Origin of the sequence: Pseudoxanthomonas sp. PXM02 (assembly GCF_014851805.1) — a bacterium.
Taxonomy (GTDB): domain Bacteria; phylum Pseudomonadota; class Gammaproteobacteria; order Xanthomonadales; family Xanthomonadaceae; genus Pseudoxanthomonas_A.
The window spans coordinates 985,134-999,746 of record NZ_JACVAK010000002.1; the positions used below are offsets into that span (position 1 = coordinate 985,134).

14 protein-coding genes are annotated in these 14,613 nt (G+C 69.1%); 11 read left to right on the top strand and 3 right to left on the bottom strand.

The annotated features are described in order from the left end of the window. Position 1: 1 nt before the first annotated feature. Positions 2 to 844 (bottom strand): archaetidylserine decarboxylase, encoded by an 843-nt coding sequence (gene asd / locus IB225_RS13295; RefSeq protein WP_192311687.1) that lies wholly within the window; start codon positions 842 to 844, stop codon positions 2 to 4. After that, positions 841 to 1,494, bottom strand: a complete 654-nt coding sequence (locus IB225_RS13300; protein WP_192311688.1) for an SCO family protein — start codon at positions 1,492 to 1,494, stop codon at positions 841 to 843. The genes asd and IB225_RS13300 overlap by 4 nt, the downstream gene beginning before the upstream one ends. Positions 1,495 to 1,632: 138 nt before the next feature. On the opposite strand from IB225_RS13300, the gene prmB reads away from it, so the two are divergent. From prmB to IB225_RS13335, 7 genes are all read left to right on the top strand, one after another. Then, positions 1,633 to 2,562: a 50S ribosomal protein L3 N(5)-glutamine methyltransferase gene (prmB, locus tag IB225_RS13305; RefSeq protein WP_192311689.1), complete on the top strand. Its 930-nt coding sequence runs from the start codon at positions 1,633 to 1,635 to the stop codon at positions 2,560 to 2,562. Between the two features lie 137 nt (positions 2,563 to 2,699). Next, on the top strand, positions 2,700 to 3,803 hold the full coding sequence (gene aroC / locus IB225_RS13310) for a chorismate synthase (RefSeq protein WP_192311690.1): 1,104 nt from the start codon (positions 2,700 to 2,702) through the stop codon (positions 3,801 to 3,803). Further along, complete coding sequence (locus IB225_RS13315; RefSeq protein WP_192311691.1) at positions 3,796 to 4,836, top strand: D-glycerate dehydrogenase; 1,041 nt, start codon at positions 3,796 to 3,798, stop codon at positions 4,834 to 4,836. Before aroC ends, IB225_RS13315 begins: the two co-directional genes overlap by 8 nt. Before the next feature lie 75 nt (positions 4,837 to 4,911). Next, a complete protein-coding gene (locus IB225_RS13320) occupies positions 4,912 to 5,937 on the top strand; it encodes an aspartate-semialdehyde dehydrogenase (protein ID WP_192311692.1) in 1,026 nt (341 codons plus the stop codon). 87 nt (positions 5,938 to 6,024) lie between these two features. Then, positions 6,025 to 7,701, top strand: coding sequence for a FimV/HubP family polar landmark protein (locus IB225_RS13325; protein ID WP_192311904.1), 1,677 nt, complete (start codon positions 6,025 to 6,027; stop codon positions 7,699 to 7,701). An 18-nt stretch (positions 7,702 to 7,719) separates the two neighbouring features. Beyond that, complete coding sequence (truA, locus tag IB225_RS13330) at positions 7,720 to 8,520, top strand: tRNA pseudouridine(38-40) synthase TruA (protein WP_192311693.1); 801 nt, start codon at positions 7,720 to 7,722, stop codon at positions 8,518 to 8,520. 22 nt (positions 8,521 to 8,542) lie between these two features. Continuing rightward, positions 8,543 to 9,175, top strand: coding sequence for a phosphoribosylanthranilate isomerase (locus IB225_RS13335; RefSeq protein WP_192311694.1), 633 nt, complete (start codon positions 8,543 to 8,545; stop codon positions 9,173 to 9,175). Between the two features lies 1 nt (position 9,176). On the opposite strand, the gene IB225_RS13340 is transcribed toward IB225_RS13335, so the two are convergent. Then, positions 9,177 to 10,061, bottom strand: coding sequence for a LysR family transcriptional regulator (locus IB225_RS13340; protein ID WP_192311695.1), 885 nt, complete (start codon positions 10,059 to 10,061; stop codon positions 9,177 to 9,179). A 98-nt stretch (positions 10,062 to 10,159) separates the two neighbouring features. Between IB225_RS13340 and trpB the strand changes: the two genes are divergently transcribed. The 4 genes from trpB to glmM all read left to right on the top strand — a co-directional run bounded on the left by trpB (position 10,160) and on the right by glmM (position 14,569). Next, positions 10,160 to 11,371, top strand: coding sequence for a tryptophan synthase subunit beta (gene trpB, locus IB225_RS13345; protein WP_192311696.1), 1,212 nt, complete (start codon positions 10,160 to 10,162; stop codon positions 11,369 to 11,371). Continuing rightward, positions 11,368 to 12,165 (top strand): tryptophan synthase subunit alpha, encoded by a 798-nt coding sequence (gene trpA / locus IB225_RS13350; protein WP_192311697.1) that lies wholly within the window; start codon positions 11,368 to 11,370, stop codon positions 12,163 to 12,165. The genes trpB and trpA overlap by 4 nt, the downstream gene beginning before the upstream one ends. An 87-nt stretch (positions 12,166 to 12,252) precedes the next feature. Further along, positions 12,253 to 13,146 carry an acetyl-CoA carboxylase, carboxyltransferase subunit beta gene (gene accD / locus IB225_RS13355; RefSeq protein WP_192311698.1) on the top strand — a complete coding sequence of 298 codons (894 nt, stop codon included), beginning with the start codon at positions 12,253 to 12,255 and terminating at the stop codon, positions 13,144 to 13,146. 73 nt (positions 13,147 to 13,219) lie between these two features. Beyond that, the gene (glmM, locus tag IB225_RS13360; protein WP_192311699.1) at positions 13,220 to 14,569 is read left to right on the top strand and encodes a phosphoglucosamine mutase; all 1,350 of its coding nucleotides are present in this window, start codon (positions 13,220 to 13,222) and stop codon (positions 14,567 to 14,569) included. The last annotated feature ends 44 nt before the right edge of the window (positions 14,570 to 14,613 follow it).

Sequence of the window (14,613 nt, forward strand, 5' to 3'; positions counted from 1 at the left end):
ATCAGCCCAGCGTCGCCAGCCGCTGACCCAGCCGCACCGGCGATTCCGACTGCAGCTCCGGCGACAACGCCGCGACGCCCGGCGGCAGCAGCACGATCACGGTCGAGCCGTAGTTGAAGCGCGCCATCTCCGCGAAGCGTTCGAGCGTGATGCCCTTGCCGCGGTAGTCCTTGCGGGTGATCGCGGTGCCGTAGGCGGGAATCTCTTCGCCGCTCCACACCGTCTCCACGCCGGAGACCAGCAGCGCGCCGACCATCACCGAAACCATCGGGCCGAAGTCGGTGTCGAAGTGGCAGACCAGCCGCTCGTTGCGCGCGAACAGGCGCGGCACGTTCGCCACCGCATCGGTGCCCACGCTGAAGAGGCGGCCGGGTACGTGCACGGTCTCGCGCAGCGTACCGGTCCACGGCATGTGCACGCGGTGGTAGTCGCGCGGCGACAGATACACCGTCGCGAACAGGCCGTTGTGGAACGGCTTCGCGGCCTCGGCATCGCCCAGCAGTTCGGCGGCGGTGAACGACTGCCCCTTGGCCTGGAAGATGCGGCCGTCCTCGATGGGACCGCACTGGCTGATGTGGCCGTCGGCCGGCATCAGCAGCGCGCGCGGATCGGCGTCGGCGACGCGCGCGCCGGGCTTCAGCGCGCGGGTGAAGAAGGCATTGAAGCTGGGATAGGCCTTCGGATCGGGCTCGGCGGCTTCGCCCAGGTCGACGTTGAACTTCTTCGTCACCGTATCGATCAGCCACTGCTTGGTGCCGGGCGAGGTGGAATACGCCAGCCGGCGCGCCAGCGACGACAGGAAGCGGTGCGGCAGGACGTAGGTCAGCGAGGTCAGCAGGCTCATTTCGTCGACGCCTCGGTCAGCGCGCGCATGTCGGCGGCGATCGCCTTCGGCTGGAAGGGCGGACGGATCAGGCCGGCCAGCCGGCCCTGCGGGTCCAGCACGCCGATCGCGGAGGAGTGGTCCATGCTGTAGTCGTTCGGGTTCTGCTCGAAACCGTCGCCCGGCACCTTCATGAAGACGAAGCCCAGCGACTTGGCGAAATTCTCCAGCGTCGGGACGTCGGCCGTGGCCGCCATCGTGTCGGGGTGGAATGCGTGGGCGTACTCGCCGATGCGGGTGGGCGTGTCGCGTTCCGGATCCACCGAGACGAACAGCACGCGCGGGCGGGTGGAGTCGGGCAGGTCCTTCCACTGGTTCTGCGCCTGCGCCAGTTCGGCCAGCGTGGTCGGGCAGACGTCGGGGCAGAAGGTGAAGCCGAGGAACACCAGCGTCCAGTGGCCTTTCAGTTCACCGTCGGCCAACTGGGTGCCGTCGGACTGGCGCAGCGAGAACGGCGGCAGCGGACGCGCCTGCGGGAACAGGGTGACGGTCTGGGTGGCCGGCCATTGCGTGGCGGGCGTGACCGGACCGAAGAACTTCTGCGCGGCCAGCAGACCCAGCCCGGCGGCCAGCGCCAGGACGAGGATGAGGCCGATCTTCTTGTTGAACATGCGCTGGAATTCCCACGAAAAGGAGGGCACGGCGAGCGGGCCGGGGCCGCATGGGCGCGGCGGGAAGGCCGCCATGATACCGGGGCAGCCCCTATAATCGGCGGCCCTCGCCGTTCCGGCGTCTTCACAAGCCTTGCCATGACCGCCGACGTCGCCGCCGAGCTGCACACCATCATCGACCTGATCCGCTACGGCGCCAGCCGCTTCAACGGGGCGGGCCTGACCTTCGGCCACAGCTACGACAACGCGCTGGACGAGGCCTCGCACCTGGTGCTGCACACGCTGCACCTGCCGCCGGACCTGGGCCCGGCCTACGGCCAGGCGCGCGTCACGGGTGCGGAGAAGGCGCAGGTGCTGGCGCTGTTCGAGCGCCGTGTCAACGAACGCGTCCCGGTCGCCTACCTGACCGGTGAAGCCTGGTTCGCCGGCCTGAGCTTCAAGAGCGACTCGCGTGCACTGGTGCCGCGCTCGCCCATCGCCGAGCTGATCGAAGCCGGCTTCGAGCCGTGGCTGGGCGGCCGCGACGTCAACCATGCGCTGGACCTGTGCACCGGCTCCGGCTGCATCGCCATCGCGATGGGCCACTACAACCCGGACTGGCAGGTCGACGGCGTCGACATCAGCGACGACGCGCTGGCGCTGTCGGCCGAGAACAAGGCGCGCCTGCTGGCCGACAACGTGCAGTTCATCAAGTCGGACCTGTTCGCCGGCCTGACCGGTCGCCATTACGACCTGATCGTCACCAACCCGCCGTACGTCACCAACGACGAGACCGATGCGCTGCCGAAGGAGTACTCCTTCGAACCCGAACTCGGCCTGCGTGCCGGCGACGACGGCCTGGACCTGGTGCTGAAGATCCTGCGCGATGCGCCGCTGCACCTGAGCCAGGACGGCCTGCTGATCTGCGAGGTGGGCGAGTCCGAGCGCGCGCTGGTGAAGTTGCTGCCGGACGTCGAATTCGCCTGGATCGAGTTCAAGGTCGGGCAGATGGGCATCTTCGCGGTCGAGTGCGCCGAACTGATCCGCCACAACGCGCACATCACCGAACTCGCTGCCGCCCGAAAATAAGGCACCACGCGTCGTGCGCTGTCGGCAGCGGTTGCGCCTGCAACCGTCGCGAACAGCGATGGCGCGCTGCACAATAGGGCGGCCGGTATGCGATCCTTCGAGGCCCGGCACCGGTAGTTCCATCCGCGGAGCGGCGCTTGAGCAGCAACAGTTTCGGAAAACTCCTCACGGTCACCACGTTCGGCGAATCGCACGGGCCGGCCATCGGCTGCGTGATCGACGGCTGCCCACCGGGCCTGGAGATCGCGCCCGAGGAGTTCCGCCACGACCTGGAGCGCCGCGCCACAGGCAAGTCGCGGCACACATCCGCGCGCCGCGAGGCAGACGAGGTCGAGATCCTCAGCGGCGTATACGAAGGCCGCACCACCGGCACGCCGATCGCGCTGCTGATCCGCAACACCGACCAGCGCAGCAAGGACTACGCCGACATCGCGCGGCAGTTCCGCCCCGGCCATGCCGATTACACCTACTGGCAGAAGTACGGCATCCGCGATCCGCGTGGCGGCGGACGTTCGTCCGCGCGCGAGACCACGATGCGCGTCGCCGCTGGCGTGATCGCGAAGAAGTGGCTGCAGCAGCGGTATGGCGTGAGTGTGCGCGGCTACCTGTCGCAGCTCGGGCCGATCACGCCGGACGGCTTCGACTGGAGCGCGGTGGAAGATAACCCGTTCTTCTGGCCGCACGCCGAACAGGTGCCGGCGCTGGAAACCTACATGGACGCGCTGCGCAAGTCGGGCGATTCCATCGGCGCACGCGTCAATGTCGTCGCCGACGGTGTGCCCGCGGGCTGGGGCGAACCGATCTACGGCAAGCTCGACGGTGATCTCGCCGCCGCGCTGATGAGCATCAATGCGGTGAAGGGCGTGGAGATCGGCGACGGTTTCGCGGCGGTCACCCAGAAGGGCACCGAGCACCGCGACCTGATGACGCCGGACGGCTTCCTGTCCAACCATGCCGGCGGCATCCTCGGCGGCATTTCCACCGGGCAGCAGGTCACCGCGTCCATCGTGCTGAAGCCGACCTCCAGCCTGCGCCTGCCCGGCGCGACGGTGGATGTGGACGGCAATACGGTCGACGTCATCACCACCGGCCGCCACGACCCCTGCGTCGGCATCCGTGCCACGCCGATCGCCGAGGCGATGATGGCGCTGGTGCTGATGGACCAGGCGCTGCGCCACCGCGCGCAGTGCGGCGATGTCGGCCAGGTGCCGCCCCATGTTCCCGGCAGTGTCGATGGCTGAGTCGCGGCCGCGCGTGTGGGTGTCGCAGCCGCTGTTCGACGACATCGTCGGACGGCTGGCGGCGCATTTCGACGTGCGCGCGACCGACGAGGTCACCGAACACGCGCCGCAGGCGATTGCCGATGCGTTGCGCGACAGTGCGGGCGCGCTCATTACGCTCAACGAGCGCATCGGTGCGCAGCAGATTGCCGAAGCTGCTTCGCTGCGTGCCATCGCCAACGTCGGCGTGGGTTACAACAATCTCGATGTCGCCGCGCTGACGCAGGCCGGCATCGTCGCCACCAACACGCCGGACGTACTGACCGAAACGACCGCGGACTTCGGTTTCGCGCTGCTGATGGCCACGGCCCGCCGCGTGACCGAGGCCGAGCGCTGGCTGCGCGAGGGCCAGTGGCAGCAGTGGTCGTTCAGCACGTTGCTGGGCGCCGACCTGCATGGCAGTACGTTGGGCATCGTCGGCATGGGCCGGATCGGGCAGGGCATCGCGCGCCGCGCGCACGGCTTCGACATGCGCGTGCTGTACCACAACCGCAGCCGGTTGCCGGAGGCCGTGGAACTGGAGTGTGGCGCGCACTACGCCAGCTTTGACGACGTGTTCGCGCTGGCCGACCACGTGGTGCTGGTGCTGCCGTACTCGCCGCAGGTACATCACCTGGTCGACGCCGCTGCGCTGGCGAAGATGAAGCCGACCGCCACGCTGGTGAACATCGCGCGCGGCGGCATTGTCGACGAGATCGCGCTGGCCGATGCGCTGGCGAACGGCCGCCTGGCCGCGGCCGGTCTGGACGTCTACGAAGGCGAACCCGCCGTACGGCCGGAGCTGCTGGCGCTGCGCAACGTGGTGCTGACGCCGCATATCGCCAGCGCCAGCCTGGCCACGCGCCGCGCGATGGTGTCGCTGGCGGTGGACAACCTGATCGCCGTGCTGGGCGAAGGCCCGGATGCGGGCAATCCGCCGACGCCGGTGAATCCGGACGTGCTGGCCACGGCCACCACCATCAAAACCATCACCGCCAAACGACAGGGAGCCTGAGGCGCGTCCGCAGGTTCCCCGAACACAGCCTTCTCCTGTCTGCTGTCTTCACTCATTTATTCGCGAAACCCATCCATGAGCAACCAGAACCGTAGCTTCAACGTCGCTGTCGTGGGCGCCACCGGCGCCGTCGGCGAAACCATGCTGTCCATCCTCGCTGAGCGCGACTTCCCGATCGGAAAGCTCGTCGCACTGGCATCCGAGCGTTCCGCCGGCACCAGCGTCGAGTTCAAGGGCGAGAAGATCACCGTGCAGGATCTCGCCACGTTCGATCCGTCCGGCATCGACATCGCCCTGTTCTCCGCCGGCGGCAGCATTTCCAAGGAGTTCGCGCCGAAGTTCGCCGCGGCCGGCGCCGTGGTCATCGACAACTCCTCGGCCTTCCGTTACGACGCCGACATCCCGTTGGTGGTCAGCGAAGTCAATCCGGAGCAGGTGCAGAACCGCCCGCGCGGCATCATCGCCAACCCGAACTGCTCGACCATGCAGATGCTGGTCGCGCTGGCGCCGCTGCATCGCAAGTACGGCATCGAGCGCATCAACGTCGCGACCTACCAATCCGTCTCGGGCGCCGGTCGCTCCGCGCTGGAGGAACTCGGCCGCCAGACCGGCGCGCTGCTGAACTTCCAGGATCCGGATCCGCAGCGCTTCCCGGTGCAGATCGCCTTCAACCTGATCCCGCAGATCGATGACTTCCTCGACAACGGTTTCACCAAGGAAGAAATGAAGCTGGTGTGGGAGACCCGAAAGATCCTGGGCGACGACAGCATCCAGGTGAATCCCACCGCGGTGCGCGTGCCGGTGTTCTACGGCCACTCCGAAGCGGTCGCCATCGAGACGCGCGAAAAGGTCACCGCGGCCGAGGCGCGCGCGCTACTGGAAGCCGCACCGGGCGTCGAAGTCGTCGACGACCGTGCACCCGGCGGCTATCCGACGCCGGTGACGCATGCGTCCGGCACCGACCCGGTCTACGTCGGCCGCATCCGCGAGGACATCTCGCATCCGCGCGGCCTCAACCTGTGGATCGTCTCCGACAACATCCGCAAGGGCGCCGCCCTGAACGCCGTGCAGGTGGCCGAGCTGGTGGCGAAAAACGGCTGAGCCGCTATAGTCGTGGCCGGGAAAACTTGGGGAAGGGCCGTGAAACCGAAGCACAGACCTCGGACGGCGAGACTCCGCCTGGCCAGCATGATCGGGCTGGGGCTGGCGTTGCTGAGCAACGTCGCCCTGGCGCTTGGCCTGGGGGAGATCAGGGTCAGATCGCAACCCGGCCAGCCGCTGCTGGCCGAGATTCCGATCATTTCCAGCGAGCCGGGCGAACTGGAGCAGCTGCGCGCGCGCCTCGCCTCGCCGGTGACGTTCGAGCGCGTCGGCCTGCCGCGCCCGCAGGGCCTGGTCAACGAACTGGATTTCGCGGTCGCGCTGGACGATGCCGGACGCCCGGTCGTGCGCGTCACCAGCCGCACGCCGGTGGACGTGCCGGCGGTGAACTTCCTCATTGAAGTGGACTGGGGCCAGGGTCGGCTGGTGCGCGAGTACTCGGCGCTGGTCAGCGCCCCGGGCACACTGGCGGCCGCCGAGCAGCCGGTGATCGATGCGCCGGCCGCCGCGCCGACGGACATCATCACGCGGCCGGCGGAGCCGATCGTTACCGCACCCGCAGAACCGGAACCCGCGCCGCAGACAACGCCACAGGCGCCTGCGCAACCCGCGCCCGCGCCGACAGTCGCGGCGGCTCCGGCTCCCCAGATCGCGCCCGGCGGCACGCTCGCGCCGGTGCGCCGTGGGCAGTCGCTGTCGCAGATCGCCGCGCCATTGGCGCGCGAGCAGGGTTACACGCTGGACCAGGCGATGGTCGCGCTGTTGCGCGCCAATCCAGAGGCCTTCATCAACGGCAACCTGAACCTGCTCAAGCAGGGCGCGGTGCTGCGCGTGCCGGAGGCTGCAGAGGCGCAGACGCTTCTCGAGAGCGAGGCCGCGGCGCTGGTGCGCAGCCAGATCGCCGAATGGCGTCGCGCGCGCGCGCCGATTCCGCAGCCGGCCGCGGTCGTCGAGCCGGCGCCGCGCACGGCGTCCATCACGCCGGCGCCCACGCCGGCCGTGGCGGATGCGCGCTTGGAAATCGCACCTGCGGCCACGGGCACGTCGGGTTCTGGAACGCAGTCCGGCGTCAGTGCCGGCGGTGAGGGCGAGATGTTGGCGAACGAACAATTGCAGCAGTCGAAAGAAGACCTGGCCGCGCGCGAAGCCGAAGTGCAGGAACTGCGCTCGCAGGTCACCGAACTGGAAAAGCTCAAGGCGCAACAGGAGAAGTTGCTGGCCATGAAGGACAGCGACCTGGCCGCCGCGCAGCAGCGTCTGGCGCAGAGCAATGGCAGCGACGGTGGCGTGCCGGTCTGGGCATGGGCGGGCTTCGGCCTGCTGTTTGTCGGGGCCTTGGCGTGGGGCTTCGCTCAGCGTCGGCAGCGCGTGGCGCCCACGCCGGTGCCGCGCAACCCGGTATTCGGCAAGGCACCGGCCGACAGTCGCGCCGCGGAACTCGCCGCCGCCATGCCGCAAACGACGCCGGAGCCCGAGCCTGCACCCGCGCCCAGCCCCGTGCTGGAGCCGGCCGTCGTGGTGCCCAAGCCCGCGCCGAAGGCTGCACCGGCACCGGCGCCGGGCCCCACCTGGCATGCGGGTGGCAGCGCAGCGCCGGCCGCGCCGTCGCCAGCCCCGGCGGGTCGCGATCGCCTGGAACTGGCCGTGGCCTATCTCGACCTGGGCGATGTCGCCACCGCACGCGACCTGTTGAACGAGGTCGCCGCCGGCAACGACGCGACGGCGCGCGACGAGGCCCTGCAGTTGCTGCGCGATATCGGATGACGGACGCGGAGTGATGTCGTGACGCGCTACGTGCTGGGCGTCGAGTACGACGGCAGTGAATTCCTGGGGTGGCAGCGGCTGAGCAAGTCCGGCACGCCGGACGACACCACCGTGCAGGCGGCGCTGGAAGGTGCGCTGTCGTCGGTCGCCAATGCCCGGGTCGATACGATCTGTGCCGGTCGCACCGACGCCGGCGTGCATGCGCAGTGCCAGGTGGTGCACTTCGACAGCCACGCCGCGCGCACGCCGCGCGGCTGGTTGCTGGGCGCCACGGCGCGGCTGCCACCTGCGGTCTGCGTGCGCTGGTGCCAGCCGGTGGCCGACGATTTCCACGCGCGTTTCTCCGCGCGGGCGCGCCGCTACCGTTATTCCCTGGTCAACCGGCTCGCGCGACCCGCGCTGGAGCGGCAGTACCTGAGTTGGGAGCGGATGCCGCTGGATGCGGATGCCATGCATCGCGCGGCGCAGGTGCTGCTGGGTGAGAACGACTTCAGCGCGTTCCGCACGGTGCACTGCCAGTCGCCGCATGCCATGCGCAACCTGCACGCGATTTCGGTCACGCGGCAGGGCGAGAAGGTGATCGTCGAGGTGCAGGCCAATGCCTTCCTCCACCACATGGTGCGCAACATCGTCGGTTCGCTGCTGGTGGTCGGGCGCGGCGAGCAGCCGGAAGCGTGGATCGCCGACCTGCTGGCCGGGCGCGACCGCACCGTGGCGGGACCGACCGCGCCGCCGGACGGCCTGGTCTTCGTCAGTCCGCTGTACCCGGCGGAATGGGGCCTGCCGTCGGAAGTCACTCTGCCTGCCGCCATCGGCTGAGCGGGCGGGTTACCCTTCGGGCATGCATACGCGCATCAAGTTCTGCGGGCTGACCCGTGGCGAGGACGTCCGCCTGGCGGTGGAGCTGGGCGTCGATTACGTGGGCCTGGTGTTCGCGCCGCGCAGTCCGCGCCGGCTGCTGCTGGGCCAGGCGCGCATGCTGCGCGAACTGGTGCCGGAAGAGATCGCAGTGGTGGCGCTGGTGATGGACAACACGCGCAGCGACATCGAGCACATCGTCGAATCGCTGCAGCCGGACCTGTTGCAGTTCCATGGCGCGGAGGACGATGCCGTCGCCGGCTCGTTCGGCAAGCCGTTCTGGAAGGCGATCGCGATGGGGGGCCAGCAGGACAGCGCCTTCACCAGCCTGGCGGACTATCCGAGCGCCAGCGGCTTCCTGTTCGACGGCCATGCGGCGGGCGAGCAGGGCGGCAGCGGCCAGCGCTTCGACTGGCGGCAGATGCCGCGCGCGACCGACAAACCCTTTCTGCTGGCAGGCGGCCTGACGCCGGAGAACGTGGCACTGGCGGTGCGGACGGCGCGGCCGACCGGCGTGGACGTGTCCAGCGGTATCGAGACCGCGCCGGGCGTGAAGGATGCGGAGAAGATGCGCCGCTTCGTCGAGGCCGTGCGCGAGGCCGACGCCCGCGCCTGAGTCAGGCGAGTGCGGCGCGCAGCCACGCAGCCAGCGCCGGGATCCGCAGATCCGCGTTGCCTCGGCGGGCGCACAGCGCCCATTCGCCGCCGGTGTCCACGAAGCCCCAGGGCGCAACCAGGCGACCGCTGTCCAGGTCGGCCTGCACCAGTTCCTGCGGGGCAATGGCCACGCCCAGGCCGGCGACGGCGGCTTCCAGCAGATAGGTCAGGTGATCGAAGCCGGCGCCCAGGCGCAGACTGGCCGCGTCGACGCCCTGGGTCTGGAACCAGCGAGGCCAGGCTTGCGGACGGGAGACGGTATGCAGCACGGCTTCGCCGGCCAAGGCTTCGGCCGGCGCCTGCTCCAGTCGCGCGAAGCCGGTATGGCGCGGGCTGACGACGGGTCCGATCCGTTCCGGTGCCAGTGCGTGTACCTCCCAGCCAGGCGGCCAGGGCGCCTCGCCGACCAGCAGGGCGGCATCGAGTCCGGTGAGCGCGTCGTCGAAGCCGCTCTCCTGCGCGGACAGGTGCAGGGTCAGCTCGGGCAGGTCGTGGGCCAGCCGTTCCAGCCGTGGGATCACCCAGCGCGCCAGCAGACTGCCGGGGCAACCCAGCACGAAGGCTGCCGGTCGCCTGTCACGCTGCATCGCGGCCCAGCCGGCCTGCAGCGTGGAAAACGCATCGCCGGCCAGGTCCCGCAGGCGCATGCCGTCGGCGGTCAGGGCCAGGCCGCGGCCCTCCCGGACGAACAGCGCCCTGCCCAGCGCATCTTCCAGCGTGCGGATATGTCGGCTGATGGCGCCGTGGGTGACGTGCAGTTCGGCGGCGGCCCGGCTGACACTGCCCAGACGGGCGGCCGCCTCGAAGGCACGCAGGGCATTGAGCGGAGGCAGCGGGCGCGACATGGCGTGAGTTTAAGTCACAAGTTGGTGATATTTCATCGATGTTCTGGCTTGAACCTGTGCGCTAGAGTGACGGCTCACCCGTTGAAACCCGACCCGCCATGGCCGCACCCGCCGACTACCACGCCTATCCCGATGCCGCCGGCCACTTCGGCCGCCATGGCGGCCGTTTCGTCGCCGAAACCCTGATCGGACCGCTGCAGGAGCTGTCGGCCGCCTATGACACCGCGCGCGTGGACCCGGCCTTCATCGCGGCCTTCGACAAGGACCTGAAGCACTACGTTGGCCGGCCCAGCCCGATCTACCACGCCGAGCGCCTGAGCCGCGAAGTTGGCGGCGCGCAGATCCTGCTCAAGCGCGAGGACCTGAACCACACCGGCGCGCACAAGATCAACAACACCATCGGGCAGGCTCTGCTGGCCAGCCGGATGGGCAAGAAGCGGATCATCGCCGAGACCGGTGCCGGCCAGCACGGCGTCGCCAGCGCCACCGTCGCCACCCGGCTGGGCCTGGAATGCGTGGTCTACATGGGCGCCACCGACATTGAGCGCCAGAAGATCAACGTCTACAGGATGAAGCTGCTCGGCGCGACCGTGGTGCCGGTGACCAGCGGTTCGGCCACGCTGAAGGACGCGCTGAACGAAGCGATGCGCGACTGGGTGACCAACGTGCACGACACCTTCTACATCATCGGCACGGTCGCCGGTCCCGACCCGTATCCGCGCATGGTGCGCGACTTCAACGCCGTCGTCGGTCGCGAGGCGAGGGCGCAGATGCTGGCCGACTACGGGCGCCTGCCCGATGCGATCACCGCCTGCGTCGGCGGCGGCAGCAATGCGATCGGCCTGTTCCATGCCTTCCTCAACGATCCCGGCGTGCGGATCGTCGGCGCCGAAGCCGCCGGCGACGGCATCGAGACCGGACGCCATGCCTCGTCGCTGTCGGCAGGCCGCGTGGGCGTATTGCATGGCAACCGCACCTACGTGATCTGCGACGACGATGGACAGATCATCGAAACGCATTCGATCTCCGCCGGCCTGGACTATCCGGGCGTCGGTCCGGAGCACGCCTTCCTGAAGGACAGCGGGCGCGCCGAATATGTCGGCGTCACCGACGAGGAGGCGCTGGCCGCCTTCCATCGCCTGACGCGCACCGAGGGCATCCTGCCGGCGCTGGAATCCAGCCACGCCGTCGCCCAGGCGATCAAGCTGGCGCGTGAGTTGCCGAAGGACCAGCTGGTGCTGTGCAACCTGTCCGGCCGCGGCGACAAGGATGTCCATACGATCGCCGCGCGCGAGGGGATCAGCCTGTGAGCCGTTTCGAATCGAAGTTTGCCGAACTGAAGGCCGCCGGCCGCAAGGCCCTGGTGCCGTTCATCACCGCCGGCGACCCGTCGCTGGAATCGACCGTGCCGGTGATGCACGCGCTGGTCGCGGCTGGCGCGGACGTCATCGAACTCGGCGTGCCTTTCTCCGACCCGATGGCCGACGGTCCGGTCATCCAGCGCAGCTCCGAGCGCGCGCTGGCCCGCGGCGCCGGCCTTCGCTACGTGCTGGAGGCGGTGGAGGTGTTCCGCCAGCAGGACGACGGCACCCCGATCGTGCTGATGGGTTACCTGAACCCGGTGGAGATCCACGGGGCCGAGCGATTCGCCCGTGAAGCCGTGGCGGCCGGCGTGGACGGCGTGCTGCTGGTCGACCTGCCGCCGGAGGAAGCCGCGGAAACGCGCGCGGTGTTCAACCGGGAGGGGTTGGCGCTGATTGCGCTGGCATCGCCGACGACCTCGCCCGAACGCCTGCGGATGCTGTGCGACACCGCGCAGGGCTACCTTTATTACGTCAGTTTCGCCGGGGTGACCGGTGCGTCCGACCGCTTGGACACGGCCGCGGCGGGCGAGCGACTGAAGCTGCTGCGGGCCGCTTCGCGCGCGCCGGTGGTGGCGGGATTCGGCATCAAGGACGCCGCCAGCGCCCGCGCGATGGCGACGGATGCGGAAGGCGTGGTGGTCGGCAGCGCGCTGGTGGCAGCACTTGCCGAAGCCGGTGGCGACGCCGCGGCACGGGCCTCGGCGTTCCTGGCGCCATTGCGGGCGGCGCTGGACGGCTGAGGCACCGTACGGCTGTGCATGGACGACTGAGCTAAACTGCCGCGCTAATCCATGAGGCCCCCTCCGGGGCAGGCAGCAAGACCACGCATGAGCTGGCTCAGCAAACTGATGCCGTCGGGCATCCGCACCGAAGGCAACGCAGGCAAGAGCAAACGCAGCGTCCCCGAGGGCCTGTGGGAAAAATGCGACCGTTGCGGCGCGGTGCTGTACCGGCCGGAACTGGAAGAGAACCTGGAGGTCTGCCCGAAGTGCAGCTTCCACATGCCGATCCGCGCCCGTGCCCGCATGGCGGCGCTGTTCGACCCGGGCAGCACCCGCGAGATCGGTGCGGCCCTCGGCCCGACCGACGTGCTGAAGTTCAAGGATCAGAAGAAGTACGCCGACCGCATCAAGGCCGCGCAGAAGAGCACCGGCGAACGCGATGCGCTGATCACGCTGCAGGGCCAGCTGAAGGGTCGCGACCTGGTCGCCAGCTGCTTCGACTTCGCTTACATGGGCGGCTCGATGGGCTCGGTCGTCGGTGAGCGTTTCTCGCTGGGCGCGGAGAAGGCGCTGGAGATCGGTTCACCGTTCGTGTGCTTCTCCGCCAGCGGCGGCGCGCGCATGCAGGAGAGCCTGTTCTCGCTGATGCAGATGGCCAAGACCTCCGCCGCACTGGGCAAATTGCGCGAGGCGGGACTGCCGTACATCTCGGTGATGACGCACCCCACCACCGGCGGTGTGTCGGCCAGCTTCGCCATGCTGGGCGACATCAACTTGGCCGAGCCGGAAGCGCTGATCGGCTTCGCCGGCCCGCGCGTGATCGAGCAGACCGTGCGCGAGACGTTGCCGGAAGGCTTCCAGCGTTCCGAGTTCCTGCTGGCGCATGGTGCCGTCGACCAGATCTGCGATCGCCGCGAGATGCGTGACCGCCTGGCCGACCTGCTGGCGTTGATGATGCGACAGCCCAAGCCAGAAGACGCGCTGGACGTGGTCGGCTGAGCATCCGCCCTTCTCCGGGCCGCGCGACGCAGCAATGGATCGCGCGGTCCCACGACATTCGACAGGTAAAGGAATGACACGCAAGTATTTCGGGACCGATGGCATCCGCGGGCGCGTGGGCAGCGCGACCATTTCGGCAGACTTCGTGCTGCGGCTGGGCAACGCATTGGGCCGCGTGCTGTGCCAGAACAGCAACGGCGCGCGACCGGTGGTGGTGATCGGCAAGGACACGCGCATCTCCGGCTACATGTTCGAGGCCGCCCTGGAAGCGGGCCTGGTCGCCGCCGGCGCCGACGTGCAGCTGATGGGCCCGATGCCGACGCCGGCCGTCGCCTTCCTCACCCGTACGCTGGGCGCCGATGCCGGCATCGTGATCAGTGCGTCGCACAACCCGCACTACGACAACGGCATCAAGTTCTTCTCGGCCGAAGGCGAGAAGCTCGACGACGCGACCGAAGCCGCGATCGAGGCCGCGCTGGACGGTGAGTTCGTCACCGTCGAATCGGAAAAGCTGGGCAAGGCGATCCGCACGCGCGACGCGGTCGGCCGCTACATCGAGTTCTGCAAGGCCAGCGTGCCGCGCCGCTTCGACCTGAAGGGCATGAAGCTGGTGCTGGATTGCGCGCATGGCGCGACCTACCACATCGCCCCGCTGCTGTTCCGAGAGCTGGGTGCCGACGTAGTCACCATCGGCGACGAGCCGGACGGCATCAACATCAACGATGGCGTGGGCTCCATGCACATCGACAACCTGGCCGCGAAGGTCCGCGAGACAGGTGCGCAGCTTGGCATCGCGTTCGACGGCGACGGCGACCGCGTGCTGATGGCGGATGGGCAGGGCACGCCGGTGGATGGCGACCAGCTGATCTACCTGCTGGCCCGCGACTGGCAGACCATCGGGCGCCTGCGCGGCCCGGTCGTCGGCACGCTGATGACCAACTACGGCCTGGAACGCGCGTTGGGCAAGCTCGAGATTCCGTTCGTCCGCACCAAGGTCGGCGACCGTTACGTGCATCAGGCGCTGGTCGAAGGCAACGCGGTGCTCGGTGGCGAAGCGTCCGGACACCTGCTGTGCCTGGACCGCACCACGACCGGTGACGCCATCATCGCTGCGCTGCAGGTGCTGGAGGCGCTCAAGCGCCGCAAGGTGACGCTGCGCGACGCGCTGGACGGCCTGACGATGCTGCCGCAGAAGACCATCAACGTGAAGCTGGCGAACGGTGCCAGACCGACCGAAGCGGCCAGCGTGCAGGCAGCGCTGGTCCAGGCGCAGGCCGCGGTGTCCGGGCGCGGCCGGGCGTTCCTGCGTCCGTCCGGCACCGAGCCGGTGGTACGCGTCACGGTGGAAGCCGACGACGACGCGCTGGTGAAGAGCACGCTGGAAACGCTGGCCGAGGCCGTGCGCGCCGCCGCCACGGCCTGAGCCGGATCAGAATGCCCCGGCGCGACGACCTCCGCATGGCCGTC

What these genes read in the sequence shown, in the direction of transcription:
- IB225_RS13315 (WP_192311691.1), top strand. Translation starts at nt 3,796, where the DNA reads ATGGCTGAGTCGCGGCCGCGCGTGTGGGTGTCGCAGCCGCTGTTCGAC.
- IB225_RS13320 (WP_192311692.1), top strand. Translation starts at nt 4,912, where the DNA reads ATGAGCAACCAGAACCGTAGCTTCAACGTCGCTGTCGTGGGCGCCACC.
- IB225_RS13325 (WP_192311904.1), top strand. Translation starts at nt 6,025, where the DNA reads ATGATCGGGCTGGGGCTGGCGTTGCTGAGCAACGTCGCCCTGGCGCTT.
- IB225_RS13335 (WP_192311694.1), top strand. Translation starts at nt 8,543, where the DNA reads ATGCATACGCGCATCAAGTTCTGCGGGCTGACCCGTGGCGAGGACGTC.
- prmB (WP_192311689.1), top strand. Translation starts at nt 1,633, where the DNA reads ATGACCGCCGACGTCGCCGCCGAGCTGCACACCATCATCGACCTGATC.
- glmM (WP_192311699.1), top strand. Translation starts at nt 13,220, where the DNA reads ATGACACGCAAGTATTTCGGGACCGATGGCATCCGCGGGCGCGTGGGC.
- trpB (WP_192311696.1), top strand. Translation starts at nt 10,160, where the DNA reads ATGGCCGCACCCGCCGACTACCACGCCTATCCCGATGCCGCCGGCCAC.
- IB225_RS13340 (WP_192311695.1), bottom strand. Translation starts at nt 10,061, where the DNA reads ATGTCGCGCCCGCTGCCTCCGCTCAATGCCCTGCGTGCCTTCGAGGCG.
- accD (WP_192311698.1), top strand. Translation starts at nt 12,253, where the DNA reads ATGAGCTGGCTCAGCAAACTGATGCCGTCGGGCATCCGCACCGAAGGC.
- IB225_RS13300 (WP_192311688.1), bottom strand. Translation starts at nt 1,494, where the DNA reads ATGTTCAACAAGAAGATCGGCCTCATCCTCGTCCTGGCGCTGGCCGCC.
- asd (WP_192311687.1), bottom strand. Translation starts at nt 844, where the DNA reads ATGAGCCTGCTGACCTCGCTGACCTACGTCCTGCCGCACCGCTTCCTG.